Raw genomic sequence first — 22,932 nt, 5'->3', positions numbered from 1 at the left:
GAATGAACAAGAAGAATGAAGTTAATAAAAAGCAAGAGCTCGATAAAAACTATGAGCCTGACAACGGTTCGATGGCACACGACATAGAAGAGATGGAGCAGCTCGGAAAGCAGATGGACAGGCTCCGTACAAACGAGGAACTAAAAGAGGATGACAAGCAGCCGGATCCTGTTCAATATAAAGAAAGGGATAAATAATGAATATATTGACAGAAAAATCAGAATATAATACTCTATAGATACAGAGAGCCGGACCCATATCTCAAATGAAAGTGGGTGAAGGGGATGCCTTCTAAACCTCAGCCTCGAGAAGAAGCAGAACCCTTTAACGGAAGCATGGCCTCCAATATGGAGGAACTGATCAAGCTAGGCAAGCAAATGGAGAAGCTGCGTTCCAGCGGAGAGTTAAAGAACCACAATCGAGTACAAGATCCGGCTCAATATGAAGAAGAGTAGATAATCAGGTGAATTCGCCTGGTTATTTTTTTTTCAAAAAAACGAACCCCCATAGGAGATACTCCCTCGACAGATTTACAGATATGTAATAAACATTCTCCTTCCAAACTTACATATTGTGAGACATAACTGTATACATATCATAGTATTCATTTTTTCGAAAAAAATAGGCTCGTCCAAATCTGAAAAGATTGTTTAATTGTCGAAATTATTTGTAAATTTATCAATACTTCTGCATAGGATAGAGTAATCCCCGATTCATTCCTTCTAGGGGAAGAAGACAGTAGATTAGGCAGTCAACATAGTGTATGCAGCGTGAAAAAAAAGTGTGAAAAAATTTTTAAGGAGGGGAATAGTTTGAGTCAAATGGAAAATCATCAATTTGTCATTTCCAAGGAAGATTGGGCCCTCCACCGCAAAGGTCACGATGATCAGCAAAGACATCAAGAAAAAGTACAGGATGCGATAAGAAATAATTTACCTGATCTGATCACTGAAGAAAACATCATTATGTCAAATGGCCGTGATGTCGTCAAAATCCCGATTCGCTCATTAGATGAATATAAAATCCGATACAACTATGATAAAAATAAACATGCAGGGCAAGGAGATGGCGACAGTCAGGTTGGAGATGTAATTGCGAGAGATGGCTCTCAGCAGCAGAAAGGTCCCGGAAAAGGTCAAGGAGCAGGAGATAAAGCAGGCGAAGATTATTATGAAGCAGAAGTGTCTCTCATGGAAATTGAAGAGGCATTATTTAGTCAGTTGGAACTTCCGAACCTGAAAAGGAAAGAGCAGGATGTTCAAACCGTGGAACACATTGAATTCAATGATATTCGAAAAACGGGACTTATGGGTAACATAGATAAGAAGAAAACGATGATGTCTGCATTTAAGAGGAATGCCATGAAAGGCGCCCCGAGCTTTCATCCGATCATAACCGAAGATCTCAAATTCAGAACCTGGAATGAAGTGTTGAAGCCTGAATCCAAAGCCGTTGTGTTAGCGATGATGGATACAAGCGGAAGTATGGGAGTATGGGAGAAGTATATGGCAAGAAGCTTCTTCTTCTGGATGACACGATTCTTAAGAACAAAATATGAGACCGTGGAAATTGAATTCATCGCTCATCATACTGAAGCCAAAGTCGTTTCGGAAGAACATTTCTTCTCAAAAGGAGAAAGCGGAGGGACGATTTGTTCATCTGCTTATCGTAAAGCGTTGGAACTCATTGATGAGAAATACAATCCGACACGATACAACATTTATCCGTTTCATTTCTCTGACGGCGACAATTTAACATCAGACAATGTACGCTGCGTCAAGCTTGTTGAAGAATTAATGAAGGTATCCAGCATGTTTGGATACGGTGAAGTAAATCAATATAACCGTCACTCGACCCTCATGTCCGCTTACAAAAACATCAAGAATGAAGACTTCCGTTACTATATCCTCAAGCAAAAAGCCGATGTATTCCATGCCATGAGAAGCTTCTTCAAAAAAGAAGAAGAAAAAGCATATGCATGATAAAACCAGCCGATAAGGCTGGTTTTTTCTGTTTTTCCGGGAATATGCCATTACCATGAAAAAATAGTACTCAATCAGAGAAGATTGGTGCTAAAATAAGGATACATGTGTTTTCCCATTTTTAAATAATTTGATATGGTGAGGTTTAGAATGACAAACGAATCAACGCAAATACATGAGCTTAAAGAGGAAATTGCTCAACTTAAAAAACAACTGGCAGAGTCTGAGGAATTAATCAGAGATATCTCAGTACCGATCATACCTTCAATTGTTCCTGAAACCATTCTTGTGCCGATTACAGGTCGCCTTTCACCTGAGCGTTTCGAGATGATCATCTCTAGAATCCTGAATGTATCTTATCAAGAAGATATCCATACAATCATCATAGACTTCTCGGCTATTTCAGAAAAAGAAATTTGTGAATTGGACGTATTCGGTACGTATATTGAAAATATGGCAAAAGCTATCTCGTTGATGGGGGTAGAAGTTATTTTTGTTGGATTTACGCCCTCTCTTACCCAGATTATCGTTAATTCAGGATTACAGCAGATTTTGGAAGTAAAAAGCTTTCTTACATTTAGAACGGCTCTTCAATATTTAATGCAGCAAAGAGGAATACAATTTCAGAGTATCAATGAATAATAGACCAGCCTGAATGGGTTGGTTTTTTTTATTTGGATTATTAATGATCTTGATAAACACTAAATGTCTCAGAACCTTTTGAAAGGGTTTCCCGGATGAAGGTCGTATATATATAAGTGAGTGTGAAAAATATAGAGAAGAGAGGGCCATCATGGAATATATCTATGTACTGAGACTGATACCCCGCTTACATAAAGAAGAAAACTGGACTGCAGAAGATGAAAAAACCGTGGCAGAACATTTTGAGAGATTGAAGGAATATAGAGATCGCGGTGTCGTCATATTGGCGGGAAGAACACTGAATGAAGAAGAAAATGCATTTGGAATCGTTGTGTTTGAAGCGGAAAGTGAAGCAAAGGCAGAGGAATTCATGAGGGAAGATCCGTCTGTAATGGAGGGTATAATGACAGCGGAGCTATTCCCATACCGTGTAGCTTTGCTGAAGGAATAATAGCAGGTTAGGAGAATGAAAGATGGAAAAATGGATAGAAGAGCTGTTCAGTGAGGAGCTGCTGCAATCAGCAGCAAAGAGATTTGGCTGCGATGCTTCCCGCGCAAGAAAGCTTGGTGATTTTGAAAACTACGTATTTGAAGTGCATAAGGAAGAAACGCCGTACATATTAAGGTTGACCCATAGTTCCCACCGTTCTAAAAAAGATGTGGAAGCTGAACTCAGGTGGGTAAATTATTTACATGAGAATGGAGTGAACGTGTCGCTGGTCAACCACTCGGAAGACGAGAGATTGGTTGAAGTACTGGAAGCTGGTGATACCTATTTTTATGTATGCTTATTTGATAAAGCTCCAGGCAAGCCGGTGAGCATCAAGGATGCCCTTTTTAATGAAGAGCTCTTTAAAAAATGGGGAAAAGTCACGGGCAAAATGCACAGGGTTACAAAGGATTATCATGCTTTAGAATATGTAAGGGATCGCTGGGATGAAGATGATATCTTGCAGTATTCAACCTATCTTCCTTCAGATGATGCTGACATTATCGAAAAAGCAGAGAGAAACAAGAAGAAGCTTCAGGCACTTGAGGAGTCTGCTGAAAACTTCGGTGTCATCCACTCTGATATTCATCCCGGTAACTTTTTTTATCATGAAGGTGAGATACACGTGTTTGATTTTGATGACAGCATGCAGTTTTTCTTCTTGAGTGATATTGCCATTCCTCTTTATTATTCTGTGTGGTGGAAGCTCAGAAAGGAGAAGCTTGAGGTGCGCTCGGCATTTGGAGAAACTTTTTTAACAGCGTTTTTGAGTGGCTATTTGGAGGAATATCCTCTGGAAGAAGAATGGATCGATCATATGCCTTCATTTTTATTATTGCGGGATCTCACTCTTTATACGGTTTTCCACAAAAAATGGGATCTGAACAATTTGTCAGAAATCGAAGAGTCGCTACTCTCCGGCTTAAAAGACAGGCTGATGAACGATGAACCTATCGTCAGTCTTGATTTCAAAGCGATTCTTGAGCGGGCTAAAGGGTAAGAAGGGGTGATCTGGGCCCTGTTGGTGACGGGAGCGGTCATCGGGCTGCTGGTGCGTCTGACAAAGAAAACGTTTAAAAGCGGTTATGGATTGTCTCAGGATCTGTTCGATCAGCGGGAATATATAAAAACCTGTTTTCACTGCCATAAAAAACTTCCGAAAGATTATATGAAAACTCTATGTCCACATTGTGGAAAGTTGACGGAATAAAGTGAGTGTTAAAGACCTTGCAAAAGCTTGAGCTTGTGCAGGGTCTTTTTTGATGGATGTTTACTACCGGATTGTTTTTTTGTGCATTATAATAAGAAATTTGAATGAAGTACATATTTGGGATTAAAGCTTAAACTGGCTGTCAATTTCACTTTTATTCACGCGGCTTAAAAAGTTTGTTATGATTCTAAAGATGATAGTCAAAGACAGAGGTGAAGCGCTATGGAGAAAACCATTGGATTTATTGGATGCGGAAATATGGCTCAGGCCATTTTAGGCGGAATACTGCAGGCAGGGCTTGTGGATAAAAGTGCAGTGATGACCAGTGCAAAATCAGAAGCAACACGAATGAAAGTGAAAGAAGAATTTCGTGTTGAATGTACGGACGAAAACCTGGCTGTTGCCGCATTCTCGGATATATTGTTCCTCTCCGTTAAACCGGATCAATATCAAAACGTCATATCAGAAGTGAAGGATACCGTGAAAGAAAATGTGATTGTCGTGACAATTGCTGCCGGGATCACGTTGGAGTGGATGGAAGCTCAGTTTGGCAAAGGTATAAAGCTCGTTCGGACGATGCCGAATACTCCTTCATTAGTGAGGGAGGGAATGACGGCGTATTGTGTGAATAAACGATTAACGGATGAGGACTTGGAGGAAGTTTCAGTCATCCTGGGAAGCTTCGGTAAAGCTGAACAGGTGGAAGAAAGATTGATGGATGCGATCCCTGCAGTCAGCGGATCATCACCAGCTTATGTGTTTATGTTCATTGAAGCTCTTGCTGATGGAGCAGTTCTTCAGGGGGTACCAAGAAATCAAGCTTATGAAATGGCTGCTCAAGCTGTATTAGGTGCTGCCAAAATGGTACTCGAAACAGGTAAGCACCCAGGAGAACTGAAAGATGCTGTCTGCTCTCCGGGAGGTGCCACCATCGAAGCAGTGGCAGCACTTGAGAAAAATGGATTCAAAGGAGCCATCTTAACCGCCATGGAAGCATGCGGAAGAAAAACGAAGTCTTTGGGTGAATAATTGGAAATGAAAAAGGTCCGTCCCTCAGTGTTCGAGCACTGGGGACGGACTTTTTTGTCAGTAGATTCGGTATTCTGCGGTAAGTGAAGCGGTTACGCCGATTTGGCCGGGCTGAAGGGTTGTGCTTTCTTCTGCTGCTTTAACGAAGGCAGTGGGAGCATATGGAATCACGGCAGTACCGGAATGTTCTGTAATGGATTTGGGGTACGGGTTCAATTGTTGACCGGATTGATTGGAAAGGGTGAGAGCTTTTTCATATGCCTCTTGATAAGCTGCAGCAAGGGCCTGTTGGTAGGTCTCCGCAGGGTCAGAGTTGACAAATTGAATATTCTCTACACGATTCGCTCCGCTTTTTACTGCATCGTCAATTATTTTCCCTAAGGAATCAATGTCGTTCACAGTGACCCGGAAAACATGCCTTACTTCATAGCCGGTAAAGGTCTGCTTTCCGTCTTCATAACTATATTGCGGGAAAATTTGATAGGTGGACGTTTGGATGTCTTTTTTCGAAATATCATTCTCCAACAATGATTGCACAACACGGTCTGAAATCTCCCTGTTTTGACTCTGAGCTTCTTCAAGATCTTCATTTTTTGTAACGACTCCAAGAGAAACAATTGCCTGATCAGGATCTACATACATGGTATGTTCCCCTGTAACTTTGATTGTTCCAGTGCGTACTTCAGTAGTTCGATAATAAGATGGGTACGAGTACATATTCATCGCCTATACACATGTAAAGGATCGGATTCTATCTAAATCAATACCGAAATATACCCATCTCCAGCCGATCCATCTCCAACCCGCAACCGAACTGCGGCCTACAAATGTCGGATAGAACCAAAACGAATCTCTTCTCAGCCAAACATACGTGTAACGGTATAGGCAGCGCCTGATTGAACCTGGGTCCACCGCATAGGTGCTTGGTCCCCCCGGTCCGCCTTGCATGGACGTCATCTGTGGTGTGTAGTTCGGCGGCGGTCCAGGTGGCGGCTGATTACCGGCTCCTTGCGGTCCTCCAGGTGGAGGTGAGCTTGGCGGCCCGCCACCTGGAAAACCTCCTCCAGGAAATAACTGTCTCTCATCGTACATAGAAGAACCTCCTCATAAACGAATTCTCAATAGTTTATGAGGAGGCTGCCTGGGCGTGCGTGTCTATCTAGTTCTCATGTACAATCTCATCGATTATTCCTCGAATGCTGTTTTCATTATCCCTTTTAACGTCTTAACAGAATGGTTGAATTGCCCTTGTTCTTTTTCATTTAAAGGAAGCTCTACCACTTGACGGATTCCTTCTCGGTTAATAATTGCAGGAACCCCGATATAAATATCATTCTGTCCATATTCGCCTTCAAGCAGTGAAGAAACGGTCAAAATACTGTTTTCATTGTTGAAAATGGCTTTCGTGATCCGGGCAAGTCCCATGGCGATCCCATAGTAGGTAGCTCCTTTTCGTTCAATGATCTGATAAGCGGCATCCCTTACATTGATGAAGATTTCATCCAGTTTGTTCTGTACGTCTTCTTTGCTCATATCAACTAATTCACTAAGGTGACTGGCTCCGATGGTCGTATGGCTCCATACAGGGAATTCTGTATCACCGTGTTCACCCATTATATAGGCATGTATGTTACGGGTATCAATGTCAAAGTGCTCCCCGACCAAATAGCGTAGTCTTGCTGTATCTAAAATGGTACCTGATCCGATGACTCTTTCTTTCGGCAAGCCTGAGAATTTCCATGTTGCGTACGTCAAAATATCGACAGGATTGGTAGCGACCAGGAAGATGCCATTGAATCCGCTAGCCATGACTTGTTCGACGATGCTTTTAAATATTTTTATGTTTTTACCCACCAAGTCGAGACGGGTTTCACCAGGCTTTTGATTCGCCCCGGCAGTGATCACCACGATGTCAGCGTCCCGACAATCACTGTAGTCCCCGGCGTGAATTTTCATAGGGGAAGCAAATGCAAGACCATGATTGAGGTCGCGTGCATCTCCATCCGCTTTTTCTTTATTCATATCTATTAGTACCAGTTCATGGGCAATTCCCTGATTCAAAAGGGAAAAGGCATAGCTTGAGCCGACAAATCCAGTTCCGATTAGGGCCACTTTGTTTGTGCATTTGATTGTCATTCTTCATCACACACCTAACGTTAAGGAAGTTTTTAATTGTACTTGTTTGATATATGTTATATTGTGAAATTTTTCACAAAATAATAATAACATGAATTCTTAGCTTATTCTACTTCTTTCCACTTAAGAAAATACCTAAACACCCCAAAATACATACACTTTCACATTATTGTCATATAGGTGCGGTTGGAAAAGTAGAGCAGCTTCTTCTTTATCACACTCCAGTACTAAAAGCCCGTCCCTCGCTCCACTGCAGTGTTAAAGGATTTTTCTATTTGGTTGGCTGAAGGATTTTTGTTTGTGCGGAGTGAATTTATATTATAGAAGGAAGAGGTGTGTGAGTGATGGAATTCAAAAATGGAGATATAGAGATTCGACCTATTAAAAAGGATGATAAATATATTGTAGCGAAATGGCTTTCTGATCCGGAAGTGCTTCAATTCTATGAGGGAAGGGATTGTCCATTTACACTGGAAATGGTGGAAGAAAAATTTCTAATTCGAGACCACGAAGTAGTCAGATGCATCATGATTTATAAAGGAAAGAAGATTGGCTATCTTCAGTATTATCCCATTGATGAAGTAGAGAGAAATAAGTATGGTTACGGTCATACAGATGAGGTGATTTACGGAACCGATCAGTTTATTGGTGAGCCTGACTATTGGAATAAGGGAGCCGGAACCATGATCATCAATGCGGTGAAGAGATATTTAATCGACACAGCGGGTGTTGACCGCCTTGTCATGGACCCCATGGTATGGAATGAGAGAGCGATAAAATGCTATGAAAAATGCGGCTACAAAAAGATGAAAATCCTGCCTCGAAACGAACTGCACGAGGGAGTCTGGCATGATTCATGGCTGGTTGAGTATAGAGTGGAGTAGAGAAATGAGTAACAAAAATTGAAACCTTTCTGTCGTTAAACCCGTAAAGAAATTCAAAGGAATAGGGAGGGTGGACGAGTGGATCTTGCGCTACTATTACTTATCATCGGTACTATGCTCGGCTTTACCATTTACCTGATAAATAAATCTTACCTAAGATGGCTCCACGGCAATAATGGGCTGGATCTACATTCAAAAGAGGTTGAATGTCCCAGGTGCCACAGGCATACAAAAAGGCAGAAATCAGCCCAGCAGTGCTCACATTGTTATACAAGTTTTTAAGAAAAGAAGTGAAAGTATGAAAACCAATATCTATTTAGTACGGCACGCCCATTCAGTTTATACCCCTGAAGAGCTGAAGAGGCCGCTTTCAGAAAAGGGCACATACGATGCTGAACGTGTCGAATCCCTTTTAAAAGATAAGAACATTCACGCTGTATGCTCTAGTCCTTATAAAAGAGCGATGGATACAGTAAGAGGCACGGCCACAATTTTCAAGAAAGAAATTGAAATCTATGAAGATATGAAGGAAAGGAAGCTTTCGGGTGAACCTGTTGAAGACTTCCCCCAAGCAATCATGAAAGTGTGGAAAGACCCTGGTTTTTCTTTTGATGGAGGCGAATCGAACAGGGAAGCCCAAAAAAGGGGGGTTCAGAGCTTTCTGGAAATCTTAGAAAAATATGAAGGAAAGAATGTAGCGATCGGGACTCACGGAAACATCATGGTCCTGATCATGAATCATTTTGATGAACGTTATGGATATGATTTTTGGAAGGAACTTGAGATGCCTGATATTTATAACATGACTTTTGAAGGAAAATCGCTGGTTGGAGTTGAGAGGGTATGGGAGTGAGGTGCACCTATTTGGCAGACTTCAAGCTAAAACCCATAAAGAAAATCGCCCGGAAATAGTCCGGGCGATTTTTTTAAAAGTTATAAGAAATAAAGTTGAAATTGAGAAATGTCCAGCTCCAGCGCCTAGCCCCTCGAGACGTTTTGCTCCGCCCATTGAAGTCAAAGAGCGACTTCACCGGACGGAACTCCAACGCTTTTCGAGGCTGAACAGGCGCTTCCGCTTTTCTTTAGTGAGGCAAAAATGCCAGCTGATAGAAGAATAATACCGCAAAGATGTATACAAGCGGATGTACCTGTTTCCACTCACCTTTGACCACTTTCAATAACGGGTAAGAAATGAATCCCAGCGCAATTCCTGTTGCGATGCTTGATGTCAGAGGCATGCTCAGGATGATCAGGAATGCAGGGAAGGCTTCATCGAGCTGATCCCATTTAATATGAGAGATGCTGCCCATCATTAAGCTTCCGACAATGATCAGCGCAGGAGCTGTGATTGCTGAGATCCCGGAAACCGCACTTACCAGAGGCCCGAAAAAGGCGGCTGCAATAAATAGAATAGACACTGTCAAGGTCGTTAATCCTGTTCTGCCGCCTGCAGACACACCAGCAGAAGACTCGATGTAAGCAGATGTAGGACTTGTACCGAACATTGCTCCGATTGTCGTCGCAACTGAGTCTGCCAAAAGTGCTTCACGTGCTCTTGGCATTTGGTTGCCCTTCATCAATCCTGCTTGTTGAGCAACTCCGATCATCGTACCGGTCGTATCGAAAATGGTCACGAGCAAGAAGGAGAATACGACTGCAAAGAGACCGTATTGAACCACATCTGCAAAAGCGGTAAGCGGATTGCTGATGATGATGCCTTCAGGGAGATGAGGGATGGCAAAAATTCCTTTATCAAAAGAAAGCTCACCTGTAAAATATGCAATCAATGCGGTCACTATCATTCCGATGAATAGTGCCCCATGGACATTCATCACCATAAGCACAAGTGTCACTGCCAATCCGGCAAGTGCCAGTAGTGCAGATGGTGAATGGAGATCCCCAAGCTTCACCAAATTGGTCGGATGAGCTTCGATCAAACCCGTCAAACGCAGTCCGATAAATGCGATGAATAATCCGATTCCTGCCGTGATCCCGTGCTTTAAATTTTGTGGGATCGCTTCGATCAATTTTGCCCGGAATGGTGTAAGTGAAAGAATAACAAATATGATACCTGCTACGAATACCGCTGAAAATGCCACTACATACGAGATATCTTCATTCGCGCCAACCACCGAGTAGGTAAAGTAAGCATTCAATCCCATACCTGGTGCAATCGCAATTGGGTAGTTTGCGAATAAGGCCATCCATAATGTACCTACAACGGCTGATATAATGGTTGCCAGGAATACCTGATCAAATGGTACACCGGCATCCGCCAGAATGATCGGGTTGACGATCACGATATATACCATCGTTAAGAAAGTCGTCAAACCAGCCAGTAACTCAGTTTTTGGAGTAGTGCCGTTCTCTTGTAATTTAAACATTGTCATACCTCCATAAAAAACGAACATTAAAAACGCACAAATTATATAATATTCGGTATTAGGACGGAATTCAATAGTTAATCCAAAAAATAATAAAAAAATAATTTTGAAACCCCTTCCAAATGCTGTGCTTTTTCGTTAAGATGTTATCAATTATAGAGAATATTTTAGAGGGAAAGGAGCGGTACTAACGTGTATTCACAGCTGAAAGACAAACCGATCTCCGAGCAGATTGAACTCATCACACGATCCTTAGTCGCTCTGAAAAGTTACAATGGTACAGACGGTGAAGGCCGTAAAGCTCATTATATATATGAAATCATCCGGTCATTTCCGTATTTTCAAAAGCATCCCGATAAAGTGTGGATGCAAGAAGTTCCAAACGATGTGGTCGGTCGTCAGAATGTATTTGCTCTTCTGGACGGTGAAGCGTCAAAAACATTATTGTTCCATGCCCATTATGATACGGTAGGCACGGATGATTACGGTGCCTTGCAGGAAATGGCCCATGATCCCGATTTTCTTCAGAAATTCTTTATGGACTATGAAGGAGAAGAGAAAGTAAGGGAGGATGCCCTATCAGGGAATTGGCTATTTGGAAGGGGTTCCCTTGATATGCAAAGCGGAATCGCTGTTCATCTTGCAAATCTGCTTCATTTTTCCGAACAAAACAACCCTCTGCAGGGGAATCTTTTGTTTTTGTTCAATGGGGATGAAGAAAGTGAGCACGCGGGGCTGATTGCAGCTTTAACAGAGCTTGACCGCTTAAAGACTGAAGGGTTAGACTACTTGGCAGCCGTTAATAACGATTTTATTTCCCCCATTTATGACGGGGACTGTAAGAGATATATTTACACGGGAGCAGCCGGAAAATTTCTTCCCGGTTTTTACATTTATGGGAGGGAAGCACATGTTGGCGACGTGTTGACGTCCATAGACCCGACTGCGATTGCTTCTAAAATCAATTTGGAGATCAATCAGAATCTTGACTTTGTAGAAAAAATACCAGGTGAATTCACCCTGCCGCCGTCATGCCTTTATTTTAAAGACGATAAGACGGCGTATAATGTACAGACACCTCTCTCAACGTCGATCTATTTTAACTATTTTGTGTATGAAAAGACGGCCCGCGATGTGTTATACCAAATGAAGAAAACAGCAATGAAGGCGGTGGCACAGCTCGAACAACGTAGTAAAGAACAGTACGAAAGCTACCGTAATTATCACAATTTTCCCGAGCGGGAGCTGTCTTGGCAGGTTGATGTTCTTACATTAAGAGAATACATCTTTTGGCTGAAAGAAAGGGGTCTTGATCCGGAGCCTGTCATGGAAAAAGTGTTTCGTGATCATGAGGGTGAGGACAGGCGCACGGTTGCCTATAAAATGGTAGAAGCCCTTCAGCATCTCGATCCTGACAGAACGCCAAGAGTCATTATTTTCTTCGCACCGCCATTTCTGCCGCATAACTATTTGAATGAAGAGAATGAATATGGAAAGAAAGTGAAGGAAGTACTGAACAGCTGTCTGAATGAAATTTCCACGGAGACAGGAGAAGAGTTCGTAGTGAAACGCTTTTTTCCGTATCTAGCAGATGGAAGCTTTCTGTCCTTACATGAAGAAGATGAAGACATCGAAGTGATAAAAAAGAATTTGCCGATGATTAACAACCTATATCCGGTCCCGATTGATACGATTCGAAAACTTAATATTCCTTCCATTAATATCGGTGTCTATGGAAAAGACGGCCACCAGTGGACGGAACGGGTATATAAGCCTTATACGTTTTCTGTTCTGCCAGAAATCATTCAAAGGGTAACAAAGGACTTATTGAATATCTAACATTCATTCAAACCAAAAGCCACATCGATAAAAACGATGTGGCTTTCTGTTATTCTGCCCAATCAATTAAATTACGGATATCCAGTCGGTCAGTTTTTCGTGCTTCTTTAAGTGGCTTACCGATCGTGATAAGCATGATCGGCAAGTAACGGCCGGAAATATTGAATTCTGAAATAAGTCCCGAAGGATTGAAGCCTCCGATTGGACATGTGTCCCAGCCTTTTGCCTTGGCTGCCAGCATTAACTGCATGGCTGCCAGTGATGCGTTGCTGAATGCGGCATCCCTTGGATATTGGTCGCGGCTGTATGCCCCTTTGATCTGTTTTGTCAGGATTTCTTTTAATTCAGGTGTCATTTCACCTTTTTCGACTGAAGGATCGAGTACAGGGTCGATATTTTTATCTGCTTCAAGATCACCGAGTACTGCAACGACTGCTGACGCATCAACGACTTGCTGCTGATTATATGCAATAGGCAGCAGGCGATTCTGAATCTCTTTTTGATCAAACACAAGAAATTGCCAATGCTGCAGGTTCCATGCAGAGGGAGCTTTACCGGCGATCTCAAGAATCTCTACCAATTCTTCACGAGGGATTTCCACCTCTGGATTGTATACTTTCGTAGAGCGGCGTTCTTCTGCCACCTGAAAGAAGTTTGTCATGATTATGCCTCCTTGATGTGAGAAAAGTGCTATAATATAGGGTATATCTGGATGTTGCTTACTTTTTGTAAGTAGTTTATAACATGACCACTATAACGGACGTATTTTTTTGCGTCAAGCAATGAGTCTTTAAGGAAGTGTGAACCATCATGAATTCAACTATATGCCCTAAATACGAAGCTGCCTTTTCGCTATTGGGAAAACGCTGGGTCGGAATGATTATAAGAGTATTATTTGACGGAAGCTGCCGTTTTAAAGATATAAATGATCAAATCCCGAATATCAGTCAAAAAGTTCTGGCGGAGAGATTGAAAGAACTGGAAGGGTGCGGTCTTGTCCAGCGTGAATGTATGGAGGAAAAGCCGGTGAAAATCTTGTACAGTCTTACCGAAAAAGGAAGGGACCTTCAACAGGTGCTTGAGTCGGTACACACATGGGCGGAAAAATGGATGAATCCATCCTTCCAATAGTGAAAAACTGCTCCCCCTATAGAGGAAAGCAGCTCATTCAGCATTACATTTGTCTTTTAAACAATGAATCAAACGGGTCATTAACATCTGCCTGAGTGAAAAAATCAATGGGCTCCATTGCCAAGTAGCTGCCCCCGACAATGATGATACAAAGAATAGGGAGATATAAAATACCAAGCATACCGCATCCTCCTTGCCATTCATTATTTTCATGCGTTAACCTTATCTTGACTATAATCTATGAAACGCGTTTCAGAGCAAGCGCTTATGGCAAAAAAATTAACGATCCTTAAAAGAGGGGAAGCCTCATGACGAATATCCGAAAAATAGCCCATCTTGCCGGTGTCTCGGTTTCAACCGTTTCAAGGGTATTGAATGATCACCCTTATGTAAAAGAAGAAAAGAGACGGAAAGTAATGGCCGCTGTTAAAGAACTGAAATACATAAAAAATGCAAATGCTGTTCACTTATCCAAAGGGAAAACCTATAGTGTAGGCGTCGTCCTTCCTTTCTTGAACCTGCCTTACTTTGGGGAAGTACTGCAGGGCATTGCCGGAGAGGCATTGAAACATGGATACCACCTGCAGATTTTTCAGACCGATTATGAAAAAGAGGCAGAACTCGATGCGTTTCACCGCCTTCAGATGAAAGAGGTGGATGGCCTTATCATCACTTCCAGGGCGAACTCCCTCGATACACTGCATCCATTGATGGAGGGGCTGAATGTCGTTTTCTGTGAAAACCTTTATGGGGTAGAGAAAAAAGTGTTCATCAACCATTATGAAGCGATCCGGACAGCGATGGATCATTTGCATTCAAAGGGCCATACTGACATTGGATTGTGCCTGCATAGGACTTTCGGTACCAATAGTGAGGATCGGGTCCGCGGGTTCTTCGATGGGGCCGAAGCTGCCGGCTATGAAGTACGTCAAGAGTGGATCTTCAATGAATGCATTCACCTTCAGGATGGAAGGGATGTCGTTGAACAATGGGAGGCTTTGAAAGATAAGCCTTCTGCTCTAATCGTTACAAGTGATCAAGTGTCGGCCGGAATCGTATCCCAAGCTGGGAGGAAGGGAATCACCATACCAGATGAACTGGCAATTTTAAGCTTTGATAATCATCCCCTATCGGATGCCTTTGGTATCACTTCGTTCGAAGTACCCATCAGACAGATGGGGGCAGAGGCCTTTAAGCTTTTTTTGGAAGAGAATCCTTCATCCCCGGTCATTCTTGGAACCACTTTGTACGACCGTGATACGGATTGAAAAGTGTTGGGAGCTGAATTAGAAGAAAAACTATATTACACTAGGTAATGGGTACATCACAGGGAGGCGAATCATTATGCTTGGTAATAAAGAGGAAAAAATCCTGGTCATCGTCATGTTTGTTGTTGCCTTATTCCTTCTTTTTGCGATTATACGAAAGTATATTATGTAGAATATCGATAGCGAGCCGATCCGGAAACGGGTCGGCTTATATTTTTGTAAGTAGCCAGGCGTCGGGCGAATAAATACGATTGTCCTCATACACTACAAATTTATGCCATATGATTTAATAATGAAACGGCAGGTGAAGGGATGATGTGGAGAGAATTTAAGCAGTTCATTTCCAGGGGGAATGTAGTTGATCTTGCCATTGCGGTGATTATCGGGGCAGCATTCGGGAAGATCGTAGAATCTCTCGTGCAGGATATCATGATGCCCATTGTTGGCATATTATTCGGAGGCATTAATTTTGAAGGTCTGACCTTGAAAGTGAAAGCTGAGGTGATTGAAATAGGAAAGTTCATTCAGACGACAGTCGATTTTCTCCTCGTTGCTGCCAGTATATTTTTTATGATCAAGCTCTTCAACCGCTTAAAGGGAGGGGAGGAGCAATATAAAGTCAAGCAGACGACCAATCTCGAAGTGCTCCAGGAAATCAGGGACCTGTTGAAGGTGGAAAGGACGAGTGAGCCCATTCAGCTGAAAAGTCCTGTCGAGCCCACCCTCACCAAAAGCGGTATGAAAATACACATTAAAAAGAGACGGAATGTGAAATGAACATCCTATTTTGACTGTAATCCTACTTTTATAGTAGGATTACTTTGTATTGTGATCATCTTCTTGATCTTAAAAAAATGGGGTGTTCTTTATGAAAAAAATTTATGTAATTCATGAAAACAGTGAATGGACCGATCATTTGACAGCTCGTTTGAATGAACTGGAACTTCCATACGAGGAATGGTTTCTCGATCAAGGAGTTGTCGATTTAACAGAAATCCCTCCAATTGGCGTATTCTATAATAGGATCAGCGCGTCATCTCATACAAGGGATCATCGCTTTGCTCCGGAACTGACAGAAAGTGTTTTGTCCTGGCTGGAACGTCATGATCGAAGGGTTTTGAATGGTACACGTGCTCTCCGGCTGGAAGTCAGTAAAGTGAATCAATATATGGCTCTGAATGCGGCGGGCATCAAAACCCCAAAAACCATCGCTGCTGTCGGAAAAGAACAAATTGTTGAAGCTGCCGAAAAACTTGGAAAGAAGTCCTTTATCACTAAACATAACCGTGCCGGAAAAGGGTTGGGCGTACAATTATTCCATTCTGTTCAAGCGTTGAAGGAATATGTTTATAGTGACTCTTTCGAGGAACCATTGGACGGTACAACGTTGATTCAGGAATATATTCAATCACCTGATTCTTCCATCACACGATGTGAGTTTGTAGGCGGGAAGTTTGTATATGCCGTTCGCGTGGATACATCCGAAGGTTTTGAACTATGTCCGGCGGATGCCTGTCAGATTGATGACTTATTTTGTCCGGTCGGAGAGAAAGAAGAGACACCTAAGTTTCAGGTGATCGATGGTTTCGAAGATGGAATCATTGCTGATTATCGGACCTTCCTTTTGGAGAACAAAATAGATGTCGCAGGCATTGAATTCATCAGAGATGCTGAAGGAACAATTTATACGTATGACGTGAACACAAATACGAACTACAACAAAGATGCAGAAGATGCTGCCGGGAAGTACGGAATGCTTGAACTTGCTAAGTATTTGGGCGGCGAATTGGACAAGCTTTGATTATAGGATGGATTGGGAGCCCCTCTTGGATGGAGGGGTTTTTTGTGTGGTCGGTTTTTTACGGGGGGTGTGAAGTTTGTGGGTTTATTTTCCAATTGGAGGAATTAATGTTCAAATCGAAAGAATATCGTGTGGAACTCGAAGAATTTAGGGTGAAACTGAAAGATTAATGGAGGAAATTAAAAGATTATTGACCAAAACTCGAAGATTCCGGCTTCGTGACCAATAATGTCCCAATTACGGCCGCTTCGTCTTATGCCCCCCCGCCTCTGACCGAAGCCCTTCCGCTTTTCTTATTGTCCAGCTCCGGCGTCCTAGAGGCTCGAGGTCATAAGCTAAATGGTCCAAGAAGGCAAAAAACGCCTTCCCGGCCCATTCATCTTATGCTTGTCGCCTCTGACCAAGCCGCCTCCGCATTTCGTGTTGTCCAGCTCCAGGGCTTAGAGGCACATGTCATAAGCCAAACCGGCCACGAAGGCAAAGAACGCCTTCATGGCCGCTTCGTCTTATGCCCCCCCGCCTCTGACCGAAGCCCTTCCGCTTTTCTTATTGAAACTTTACCAATTATCTGATAATATATATTTCTGCTCCCAAACGCCTACATAATTTTTACAGATTTCGATGTGTCTCATTTAACGTGTTAGACCGCACGGGAGTCGTTACCCCGGCGGCGTGATTAAGACGTTTTTTTCTCCATTGCGGCAACCATATTTGAAAGGAGAAAGGTATGACGAAGGAATCAGCATTACACCCCGATTTTTCAAATGAATCAGAACGCCTGGAATTCACAAAGAGGTATATTGATGTGGTGATTGAAACATCACAGTCAAGCAAAGAGAAGTACAAAGAGAATATGGAAAAAGCTTTTGGAGATGTCGACTGGGGAGAGTCCAGTGCTGCCTACATAGATATCCTCACTAACTCGAGCTTTTTCGAAATGTCTAAAGAAGAATTGGAATCCCTTCTGAAAGCGAAGAACAAGCCCTATTTTGCCCGAATTGATTTTAAAAATGACGGTTCGGACAGGACCGAAAAGCATTACATCGGAAAGACTTCTTTGTATCAACGTGAAAACCAGGAGCAAATCATTGTCGACTGGCGTTCCCCAATCGCGAATCTCTACTACGAAGGAAGGATTGGCGATGTCTCGTATGAAGCGGAGGGTGAAACGTATGAGGGTGATCTTTCCTTAAAGCGCCAGTATATGATTGAAGACGGTTTTCTTGAAGAAATCAGGGACATCGACCTCACTACCACAGACGAACTCCTGCAGGATTCTTTGGCAAAGAGTTCGAGCAATCGATTGACCGAAATCATTTCCACCATTCAAGAAGAACAGAACAGGATCATCCGGGCCGACCTGAACAAGCCGATTATCGTTCAGGGAGCGGCAGGAAGCGGAAAAACGACGATAGCACTTCACAGGATTTCCTACTTTATTTATAACTACAAACAGCATTTTGATCCGAGACAGCTGATGATCCTTGCTCCGAGTAATCTGTTCATCGATTACATCTCAGAAGCATTGCCCGAGCTCGGAGTGGAGAGAGTTAGACAGACGACGTTTTCTGATTATGTCATGACATGTCTTGAAAAGAAATTGAAGCTCGTTGAGGATGACAAACTGATCAGGCTGATTGAGAGGAATCATGATGTTGAGGTCAAAAAGGCTTCGTGGATTTCTGGATTCAAGGGATCAAAGACTTTCAGGAAAATCCTTGATCACTATATTGAAGAAATCGAAAAAAGGTTTTATCCATCCGAAGATTTCTATGTGGATAAATATAAACTTTACTCCGCAAAGAAATTCACGTATCTATTTAAAAATGAATACACCTATATGCCGATTTACCGCAGGCTTGAAAAGTTGAAGTCTTTATTGCAGAGCTATGTTCGGACAAACAAGAAGCAAATGATCGAGAAAGTTGAAACGTTCTTTGACGGGAAAATTGAAAAGGCACTCTATCAGCGGGCAAATGCCGGCAACCGTAAAGAGTATATTTCAAAGGCACTGGATAAGAAGGCTGAGAGGCTTGAGGAAGTGAAGAAGGCTGTAAGGACAAGTGTTTCCCAGTATATGAAGCAATTTGAAAAAAAGAACCTGGAACAGTACTATTCAGAGCTCTTTTCCGATCCTGAACGGCTTGTGAAGTTTTCTAAAGGCGAGCTGAATTTAGTACAAGCACAGGATCTATGCTTCTACACGTTGAACCTCTTGATGAAGAAGAAATACGAAGTGGAAGACCTCGCCCCCCTTCTGTACCTGCAGACGCACCTGTTCGGGATCGATAAGTTTTATAAAGCTAAAAACATTGTGATAGATGAAGCGCAGGATTACAGTTATATGCAGCTTTATGCGCTGAAAAGGGCATTGGAAACCGATATGTTTACCCTGGTAGGAGATCTTGCCCAGGGCATCCATTCCTACAGGGGTCTTCAAGCGTGGGACCCGGTCTATAGGGAAGTGCTTCCGAGGGCCACATATACAGAGCTTCAAAAAAGCTACCGTACCACGATTGAAATAATGGAAGAAGCGAATAAACTTTTGAGCCTCCTGCCATATGAGTTTCCAAAGGTGAATCCGGTGGTAAGGCATGGCGAAGCACCGGATTCACATACGTATACAGAGAATGAGGAGCTTGCCGGCATCATTGCGGAGAACGTTGCTCGAGGAAAAGAAGAAGGCTTTCAAACATTCGCGGTCATCGGAAAGAGCATGAAGGATTGTAAAATGATTTATAAAATCATGGAAGAACATATGCCCGGTAAAGTGAAGCTATTGGAAGAACAGGAATCGATTCCTAAGGACAAAATCGTCGTTGTGCCTTCCTATTTATCGAAAGGATTGGAGTTTGACGTTGTCATGATTACCGTCATTAACGAAGTATTCAGCAGTCAAAACGAACTGGACATCAAGCTGCAATACGTTTCCATGACGCGGCCTCTTCACCAACTTACCTTCATAGGAAAAGACCTGAATCAATTCATCAATAGATAGGATGGTTAAGATTAAAGCCCGTCCCTCAGTGCTTTAACGCATTGATGGGCGGGTTTTAAAAATTATAGGTAATTTGTCATAGTTTTGTAGTATAATAGTCTTGAATAATTTGGTTATATTTGACTTTGAGTGAAGGAGCTTGCTTCTATGTTCTCTGCGAATTCGATCATACTGCTTGCAGCATCAGCAGTGACCGTCTTGATTCTGATGGTCTTCGTCTGGAAAGTCGTTATGTACTATAAAGAAAAGGCTGCAAGTTTTGAAAAGATCTTTCAGCTGGTAGAACGTTCTCAAGATATTATCTATCATTTTGAAATTAAGCCGGGTTTCGAGTATAAATACATAAGTCCTGCCATTGAAAGAGTATTAGGGGCCAATTTAATAGAAGAAAGTAAGGAAAATCCTTTGATTGCCTTTGATAGAATACATCCCGATGATTACAATATACTGCTCAGAAAACTTTCCGGTAAGCTGGATTATACAAAGCCTGTAAGGCAGCGCTGGAAAAATGATGAAGGAACATACATCTGCTTCGAGGAATTTGTAACACCTATTTATGAAAATGGTGAACTGACAGCAGTACAGGGGATCATCCGGAATGTGGATGAAAAGGTTGCCCTTCAAAAGGAACTTGAATACAAGGCGACTCATGATTCGCTGACGGATCTATTCAATCGTGAATACTTTGAATCTCAAATGCAGAAATACAACGACTGTGAAGATATCTCTGCAGGTTTGATCATATGTGATCTTGATAACCTTAAATTGATAAATGACCGCTACGGCCATAAAATGGGGGATCGATTACTTGTAGAGACATCAGGCATCCTTAATCAGCAAATGACTGAAAATATTTCAGTCTCAAGAATTGGCGGAGATGAGTTTGCGATATTAATTGAGCACTGTTCGCCGGGATACCTTGATGAACTGATTCGTCTTCTTCATTCAGGTATTCATAGCTTTAATAAAACCTGTACTGATTTCAAAATAAGCATGTCGATCGGCCCTGCCTATACGGAATCATCATTGGGCATGATGGAAGAACTCTTCAAACAAGCCGATCAGCAAATGTACCGCGAAAAACATCACCACAACAAGGCCCGTCCCTCAATGCGATAACACATTAAGGACGGGCCTTGCTGCGTAGTGAAAGGGTATGGTTCTCCTTATTATTAAATTATTCACCTGAGAGAAACCTTCAGTCATAATATTCGCCTTATTGCTTATAGGTTTAGTAAAATATAGAAAGGAGGGATGCAATATGTTAAAGAATTTACAAAGCAAGAAGACGCTACATAATGGAATAGAAATTCCTTACGTTGGACTGGGAGTCTTCCAAATGAAAGATCCCCGTGAAACGGTTGAAGCTGTAAAGTCGGCTATCGACACAGGGTACCTTTCAATTGATACGGCGGCTGTTTATGAGAATGAAGAAAGCGTCGGAGAAGGTGTAAAAGAAAGCGGTGCAAATAGGGAAGATTTATTCATTACGTCAAAGGTATGGAACAGTGATCAAGGCTACGATACTACGTTGAAAGCATTCGAAACGAGCTTAAAGAAACTGGATATGGATTATATGGATCTTTATTTGATCCACTGGCCGGTTGAAGGGAAATACAATGATACGTGGAAAGCCCTTGAAAGACTTTATAGTGAAGGCCTGGTAAAATCAATCGGAGTAAGTAACTTCCATCAGCATCATCTTGAAGACTTAATGAGAAACAGCAATGAGAAACCTGTGATCAACCAAATCGAATGCCATCCCCGTTTGAATCAGGAAAAGCTTAAGGCTTTTTGTGAGGATCAACATATTGCAGTAGAAGCATGGTCTCCGATTGCACAAGGTAGAGTACTTGATGAGCCAACTTTAAAACAAATCGCCGAAAAGCATGGAAAGTCCCCAGCACAAGTCATCTTGCGCTGGCACTTGCAAAACGATGTCGTGATCATTCCGAAATCGGTTCATGCAAACCGCATTAAAGAGAACGCTGATTTATTCAATTTCGAACTGTCCACAGACGAACTGAACCAAATCAATGACCTGAACCAAGACGAACGTTTCGGCCCGGATCCGGACAATTTCGACTTTTAATTTGTAGGCCCGTCCCACCGCTTTAAGCGATGAGGGACGGGCCTTTGTCTATGGAATCAATTTTTTTATGTTGACAGGAGAGGAGGTGGTGATATACAATTATCTCGAAATCAAAATAAATACAACTGAGAAATTTGATGAATTTTTTTAATATTAAATCTCAAATTCAAGATATTCAATTAAAGGATAAATGAATTTGAAACGTTTTGTTTGTGATTTCATTGGGAAGACAGTAATGAGGAAGTTTTTAGTGTATGAAGAAGCATCTGCCTTTTTAAAACAGCAATGTCGATTGTGATTTATCAGATGCTTAGGATGAGGAATGAATATGCAGGTTTATGCTTGATGGAATACCTGCATACTAACTTATGTGTATTACCCCATTTACTATATATTTTAGAAAAAAGGAGAGATTTTTTATTATGTCTAACGTGAAATTAGCGATCATGTACTACAGTTCTACAGGAACGAACTACCAAATGGCAAAATGGGCAGAAGAAGCAGCAAAGGAATCAGGAGCGGAAGTGAAAGTACTTCGTTTTGAAGAAACGGCTCCTGAAGCAGCTATATCTTCGAACCCGGCATGGGAAAAGCATTATAATGAAACAAAAGACAGTGTTCCGGTAGTTACTCTTGACGATTTAGAGTGGGCAGATGCATACCTTTTCAATGTACCGACGCGTTTCGGGAATGTTCCGTCTCAGGTGAAATCCTTCCTGGATACTACAGGCGGACTTTGGTTCCAAGGGAAACTGGCTAACAAAGTTGTGAGTGCAACATCTTCTGCAAGTAACTCACATGGCGGTCAGGAGCAGACTGTTCTGGCACTCTACACTACAATGATGCACTGGGGTGCGATCATTGCTGCACCTGGATACACGGATGAATCATCATTTGCTACTGGAGGAAACCCATACGGTACAAGTGTAACGGTTGATCAGGAAGGGAATATGGTAGAAAGCGTAGAGCCTGCTGTTAAACATCAAACCCGCCGTACGATCCAGGTAGCTGAAGCGATTAAAAACGGATTGAAATAATCATGTGAA

At 42.2% G+C, this 22,932-nt stretch carries 25 protein-coding genes; 19 read left to right on the top strand and 6 right to left on the bottom strand.

Annotated elements, in window-relative coordinates:
- Positions 1–2: 2 nt before the first annotated feature.
- The 8 genes from ACXAFV_RS21390 (at position 3) to proC (ending at position 5,353) form a co-directional block, all read left to right on the top strand.
- The gene (locus ACXAFV_RS21390) at positions 3–197 is read left to right on the top strand and encodes a hypothetical protein (RefSeq protein ID WP_475129464.1); all 195 of its coding nucleotides are present in this window, start codon (positions 3–5) and stop codon (positions 195–197) included.
- A gap of 87 nt (positions 198–284) precedes the next feature.
- Entirely contained in the window at positions 285–455 is a 171-nt protein-coding gene (locus tag ACXAFV_RS21385) for a multidrug ABC transporter ATPase (RefSeq protein WP_475129463.1), read from the top strand.
- Positions 456–821: 366 nt separating this feature from the next.
- Positions 822–1,982: a sporulation protein YhbH gene (gene yhbH, locus ACXAFV_RS21380; protein ID WP_475129496.1), complete on the top strand. Its 1,161-nt coding sequence runs from the start codon at positions 822–824 to the stop codon at positions 1,980–1,982.
- 150 nt (positions 1,983–2,132) lie between these two features.
- Entirely contained in the window at positions 2,133–2,624 is a 492-nt protein-coding gene (locus tag ACXAFV_RS21375; protein WP_475129461.1) for an STAS domain-containing protein, read from the top strand.
- A gap of 151 nt (positions 2,625–2,775) precedes the next feature.
- Positions 2,776–3,075: a YciI family protein gene (locus tag ACXAFV_RS21370; protein WP_475129460.1), complete on the top strand. Its 300-nt coding sequence runs from the start codon at positions 2,776–2,778 to the stop codon at positions 3,073–3,075.
- 22 nt (positions 3,076–3,097) lie between these two features.
- Positions 3,098–4,114, top strand: coding sequence for a phosphotransferase enzyme family protein (locus tag ACXAFV_RS21365; protein WP_475129458.1), 1,017 nt, complete (start codon positions 3,098–3,100; stop codon positions 4,112–4,114).
- 6 nt (positions 4,115–4,120) lie between these two features.
- Positions 4,121–4,324, top strand: coding sequence for a hypothetical protein (locus tag ACXAFV_RS21360; RefSeq protein WP_475129456.1), 204 nt, complete (start codon positions 4,121–4,123; stop codon positions 4,322–4,324).
- A 222-nt stretch (positions 4,325–4,546) separates the two neighbouring features.
- A complete protein-coding gene (gene proC / locus ACXAFV_RS21355; RefSeq protein ID WP_475129454.1) occupies positions 4,547–5,353 on the top strand; it encodes a pyrroline-5-carboxylate reductase in 807 nt (268 codons plus the stop codon).
- Between the two features lie 57 nt (positions 5,354–5,410).
- On the opposite strand, the gene ACXAFV_RS21350 is transcribed toward proC, so the two are convergent.
- The 3 genes from ACXAFV_RS21350 to ACXAFV_RS21340 all read right to left on the bottom strand — a co-directional run bounded on the left by ACXAFV_RS21350 (position 5,411) and on the right by ACXAFV_RS21340 (position 7,489).
- A complete protein-coding gene (locus ACXAFV_RS21350) occupies positions 5,411–6,070 on the bottom strand; it encodes an SIMPL domain-containing protein (protein WP_475129494.1) in 660 nt (219 codons plus the stop codon).
- Positions 6,071–6,079: 9 nt separating this feature from the next.
- A complete protein-coding gene (locus tag ACXAFV_RS21345; protein ID WP_475129453.1) occupies positions 6,080–6,445 on the bottom strand; it encodes a hypothetical protein in 366 nt (121 codons plus the stop codon).
- Between the two features lie 93 nt (positions 6,446–6,538).
- Positions 6,539–7,489: an L-lactate dehydrogenase gene (locus tag ACXAFV_RS21340; protein ID WP_475129451.1), complete on the bottom strand. Its 951-nt coding sequence runs from the start codon at positions 7,487–7,489 to the stop codon at positions 6,539–6,541.
- Between the two features lie 344 nt (positions 7,490–7,833).
- On the opposite strand from ACXAFV_RS21340, the gene ACXAFV_RS21335 reads away from it, so the two are divergent.
- The gene (locus ACXAFV_RS21335) at positions 7,834–8,373 is read left to right on the top strand and encodes a GNAT family N-acetyltransferase (protein WP_475129493.1); all 540 of its coding nucleotides are present in this window, start codon (positions 7,834–7,836) and stop codon (positions 8,371–8,373) included.
- A 298-nt stretch (positions 8,374–8,671) separates the two neighbouring features.
- Positions 8,672–9,226: a histidine phosphatase family protein gene (locus ACXAFV_RS21330; protein ID WP_475129449.1), complete on the top strand. Its 555-nt coding sequence runs from the start codon at positions 8,672–8,674 to the stop codon at positions 9,224–9,226.
- Between the two features lie 229 nt (positions 9,227–9,455).
- On the opposite strand, the gene ACXAFV_RS21325 is transcribed toward ACXAFV_RS21330, so the two are convergent.
- Entirely contained in the window at positions 9,456–10,757 is a 1,302-nt protein-coding gene (locus ACXAFV_RS21325; RefSeq protein ID WP_475129447.1) for an NCS2 family permease, read from the bottom strand.
- Between the two features lie 192 nt (positions 10,758–10,949).
- Between ACXAFV_RS21325 and ACXAFV_RS21320 the strand changes: the two genes are divergently transcribed.
- A complete protein-coding gene (locus tag ACXAFV_RS21320) occupies positions 10,950–12,596 on the top strand; it encodes a M20/M25/M40 family metallo-hydrolase (RefSeq protein WP_475129445.1) in 1,647 nt (548 codons plus the stop codon).
- 49 nt (positions 12,597–12,645) lie between these two features.
- Here ACXAFV_RS21320 and ACXAFV_RS21315 read toward each other — a convergent pair whose 3' ends face one another.
- The gene (locus ACXAFV_RS21315; RefSeq protein WP_475129443.1) at positions 12,646–13,257 is read right to left on the bottom strand and encodes a nitroreductase family protein; all 612 of its coding nucleotides are present in this window, start codon (positions 13,255–13,257) and stop codon (positions 12,646–12,648) included.
- A gap of 149 nt (positions 13,258–13,406) precedes the next feature.
- Here ACXAFV_RS21315 and ACXAFV_RS21310 point away from each other — a divergent pair, with 149 nt between their 5' ends.
- Positions 13,407–13,727, top strand: coding sequence for a winged helix-turn-helix transcriptional regulator (locus ACXAFV_RS21310; RefSeq protein WP_475129441.1), 321 nt, complete (start codon positions 13,407–13,409; stop codon positions 13,725–13,727).
- Between the two features lie 43 nt (positions 13,728–13,770).
- Here ACXAFV_RS21310 and ACXAFV_RS21305 read toward each other — a convergent pair whose 3' ends face one another.
- Positions 13,771–13,908 (bottom strand): hypothetical protein, encoded by a 138-nt coding sequence (locus tag ACXAFV_RS21305; protein ID WP_475129438.1) that lies wholly within the window; start codon positions 13,906–13,908, stop codon positions 13,771–13,773.
- A gap of 127 nt (positions 13,909–14,035) precedes the next feature.
- Here ACXAFV_RS21305 and ACXAFV_RS21300 point away from each other — a divergent pair, with 127 nt between their 5' ends.
- From ACXAFV_RS21300 to wrbA, 7 genes are all read left to right on the top strand, one after another.
- Complete coding sequence (locus ACXAFV_RS21300; protein ID WP_475129436.1) at positions 14,036–14,995, top strand: LacI family DNA-binding transcriptional regulator; 960 nt, start codon at positions 14,036–14,038, stop codon at positions 14,993–14,995.
- 315 nt (positions 14,996–15,310) lie between these two features.
- On the top strand, positions 15,311–15,772 hold the full coding sequence (mscL, locus tag ACXAFV_RS21295) for a large conductance mechanosensitive channel protein MscL (RefSeq protein WP_475129434.1): 462 nt from the start codon (positions 15,311–15,313) through the stop codon (positions 15,770–15,772).
- Between the two features lie 91 nt (positions 15,773–15,863).
- A complete protein-coding gene (locus tag ACXAFV_RS21290; RefSeq protein WP_475129432.1) occupies positions 15,864–16,796 on the top strand; it encodes an ATP-grasp domain-containing protein in 933 nt (310 codons plus the stop codon).
- A 727-nt stretch (positions 16,797–17,523) separates the two neighbouring features.
- Positions 17,524–19,794: an RNA polymerase recycling motor HelD gene (gene helD, locus ACXAFV_RS21285; protein ID WP_475129430.1), complete on the top strand. Its 2,271-nt coding sequence runs from the start codon at positions 17,524–17,526 to the stop codon at positions 19,792–19,794.
- Between the two features lie 147 nt (positions 19,795–19,941).
- A complete protein-coding gene (locus tag ACXAFV_RS21280; protein WP_475129428.1) occupies positions 19,942–20,913 on the top strand; it encodes a sensor domain-containing diguanylate cyclase in 972 nt (323 codons plus the stop codon).
- A 142-nt stretch (positions 20,914–21,055) separates the two neighbouring features.
- On the top strand, positions 21,056–21,886 hold the full coding sequence (locus ACXAFV_RS21275; RefSeq protein ID WP_475129426.1) for an aldo/keto reductase: 831 nt from the start codon (positions 21,056–21,058) through the stop codon (positions 21,884–21,886).
- Between the two features lie 422 nt (positions 21,887–22,308).
- Positions 22,309–22,923 (top strand): NAD(P)H:quinone oxidoreductase, encoded by a 615-nt coding sequence (gene wrbA / locus ACXAFV_RS21270; RefSeq protein WP_475129425.1) that lies wholly within the window; start codon positions 22,309–22,311, stop codon positions 22,921–22,923.
- Positions 22,924–22,932 lie beyond the last annotated feature (9 nt).

The organism is Rossellomorea sp. ABR4_012 (genome assembly GCF_056159545.1).
This window is presented reverse-complemented; position numbering and strand designations above follow the sequence as displayed.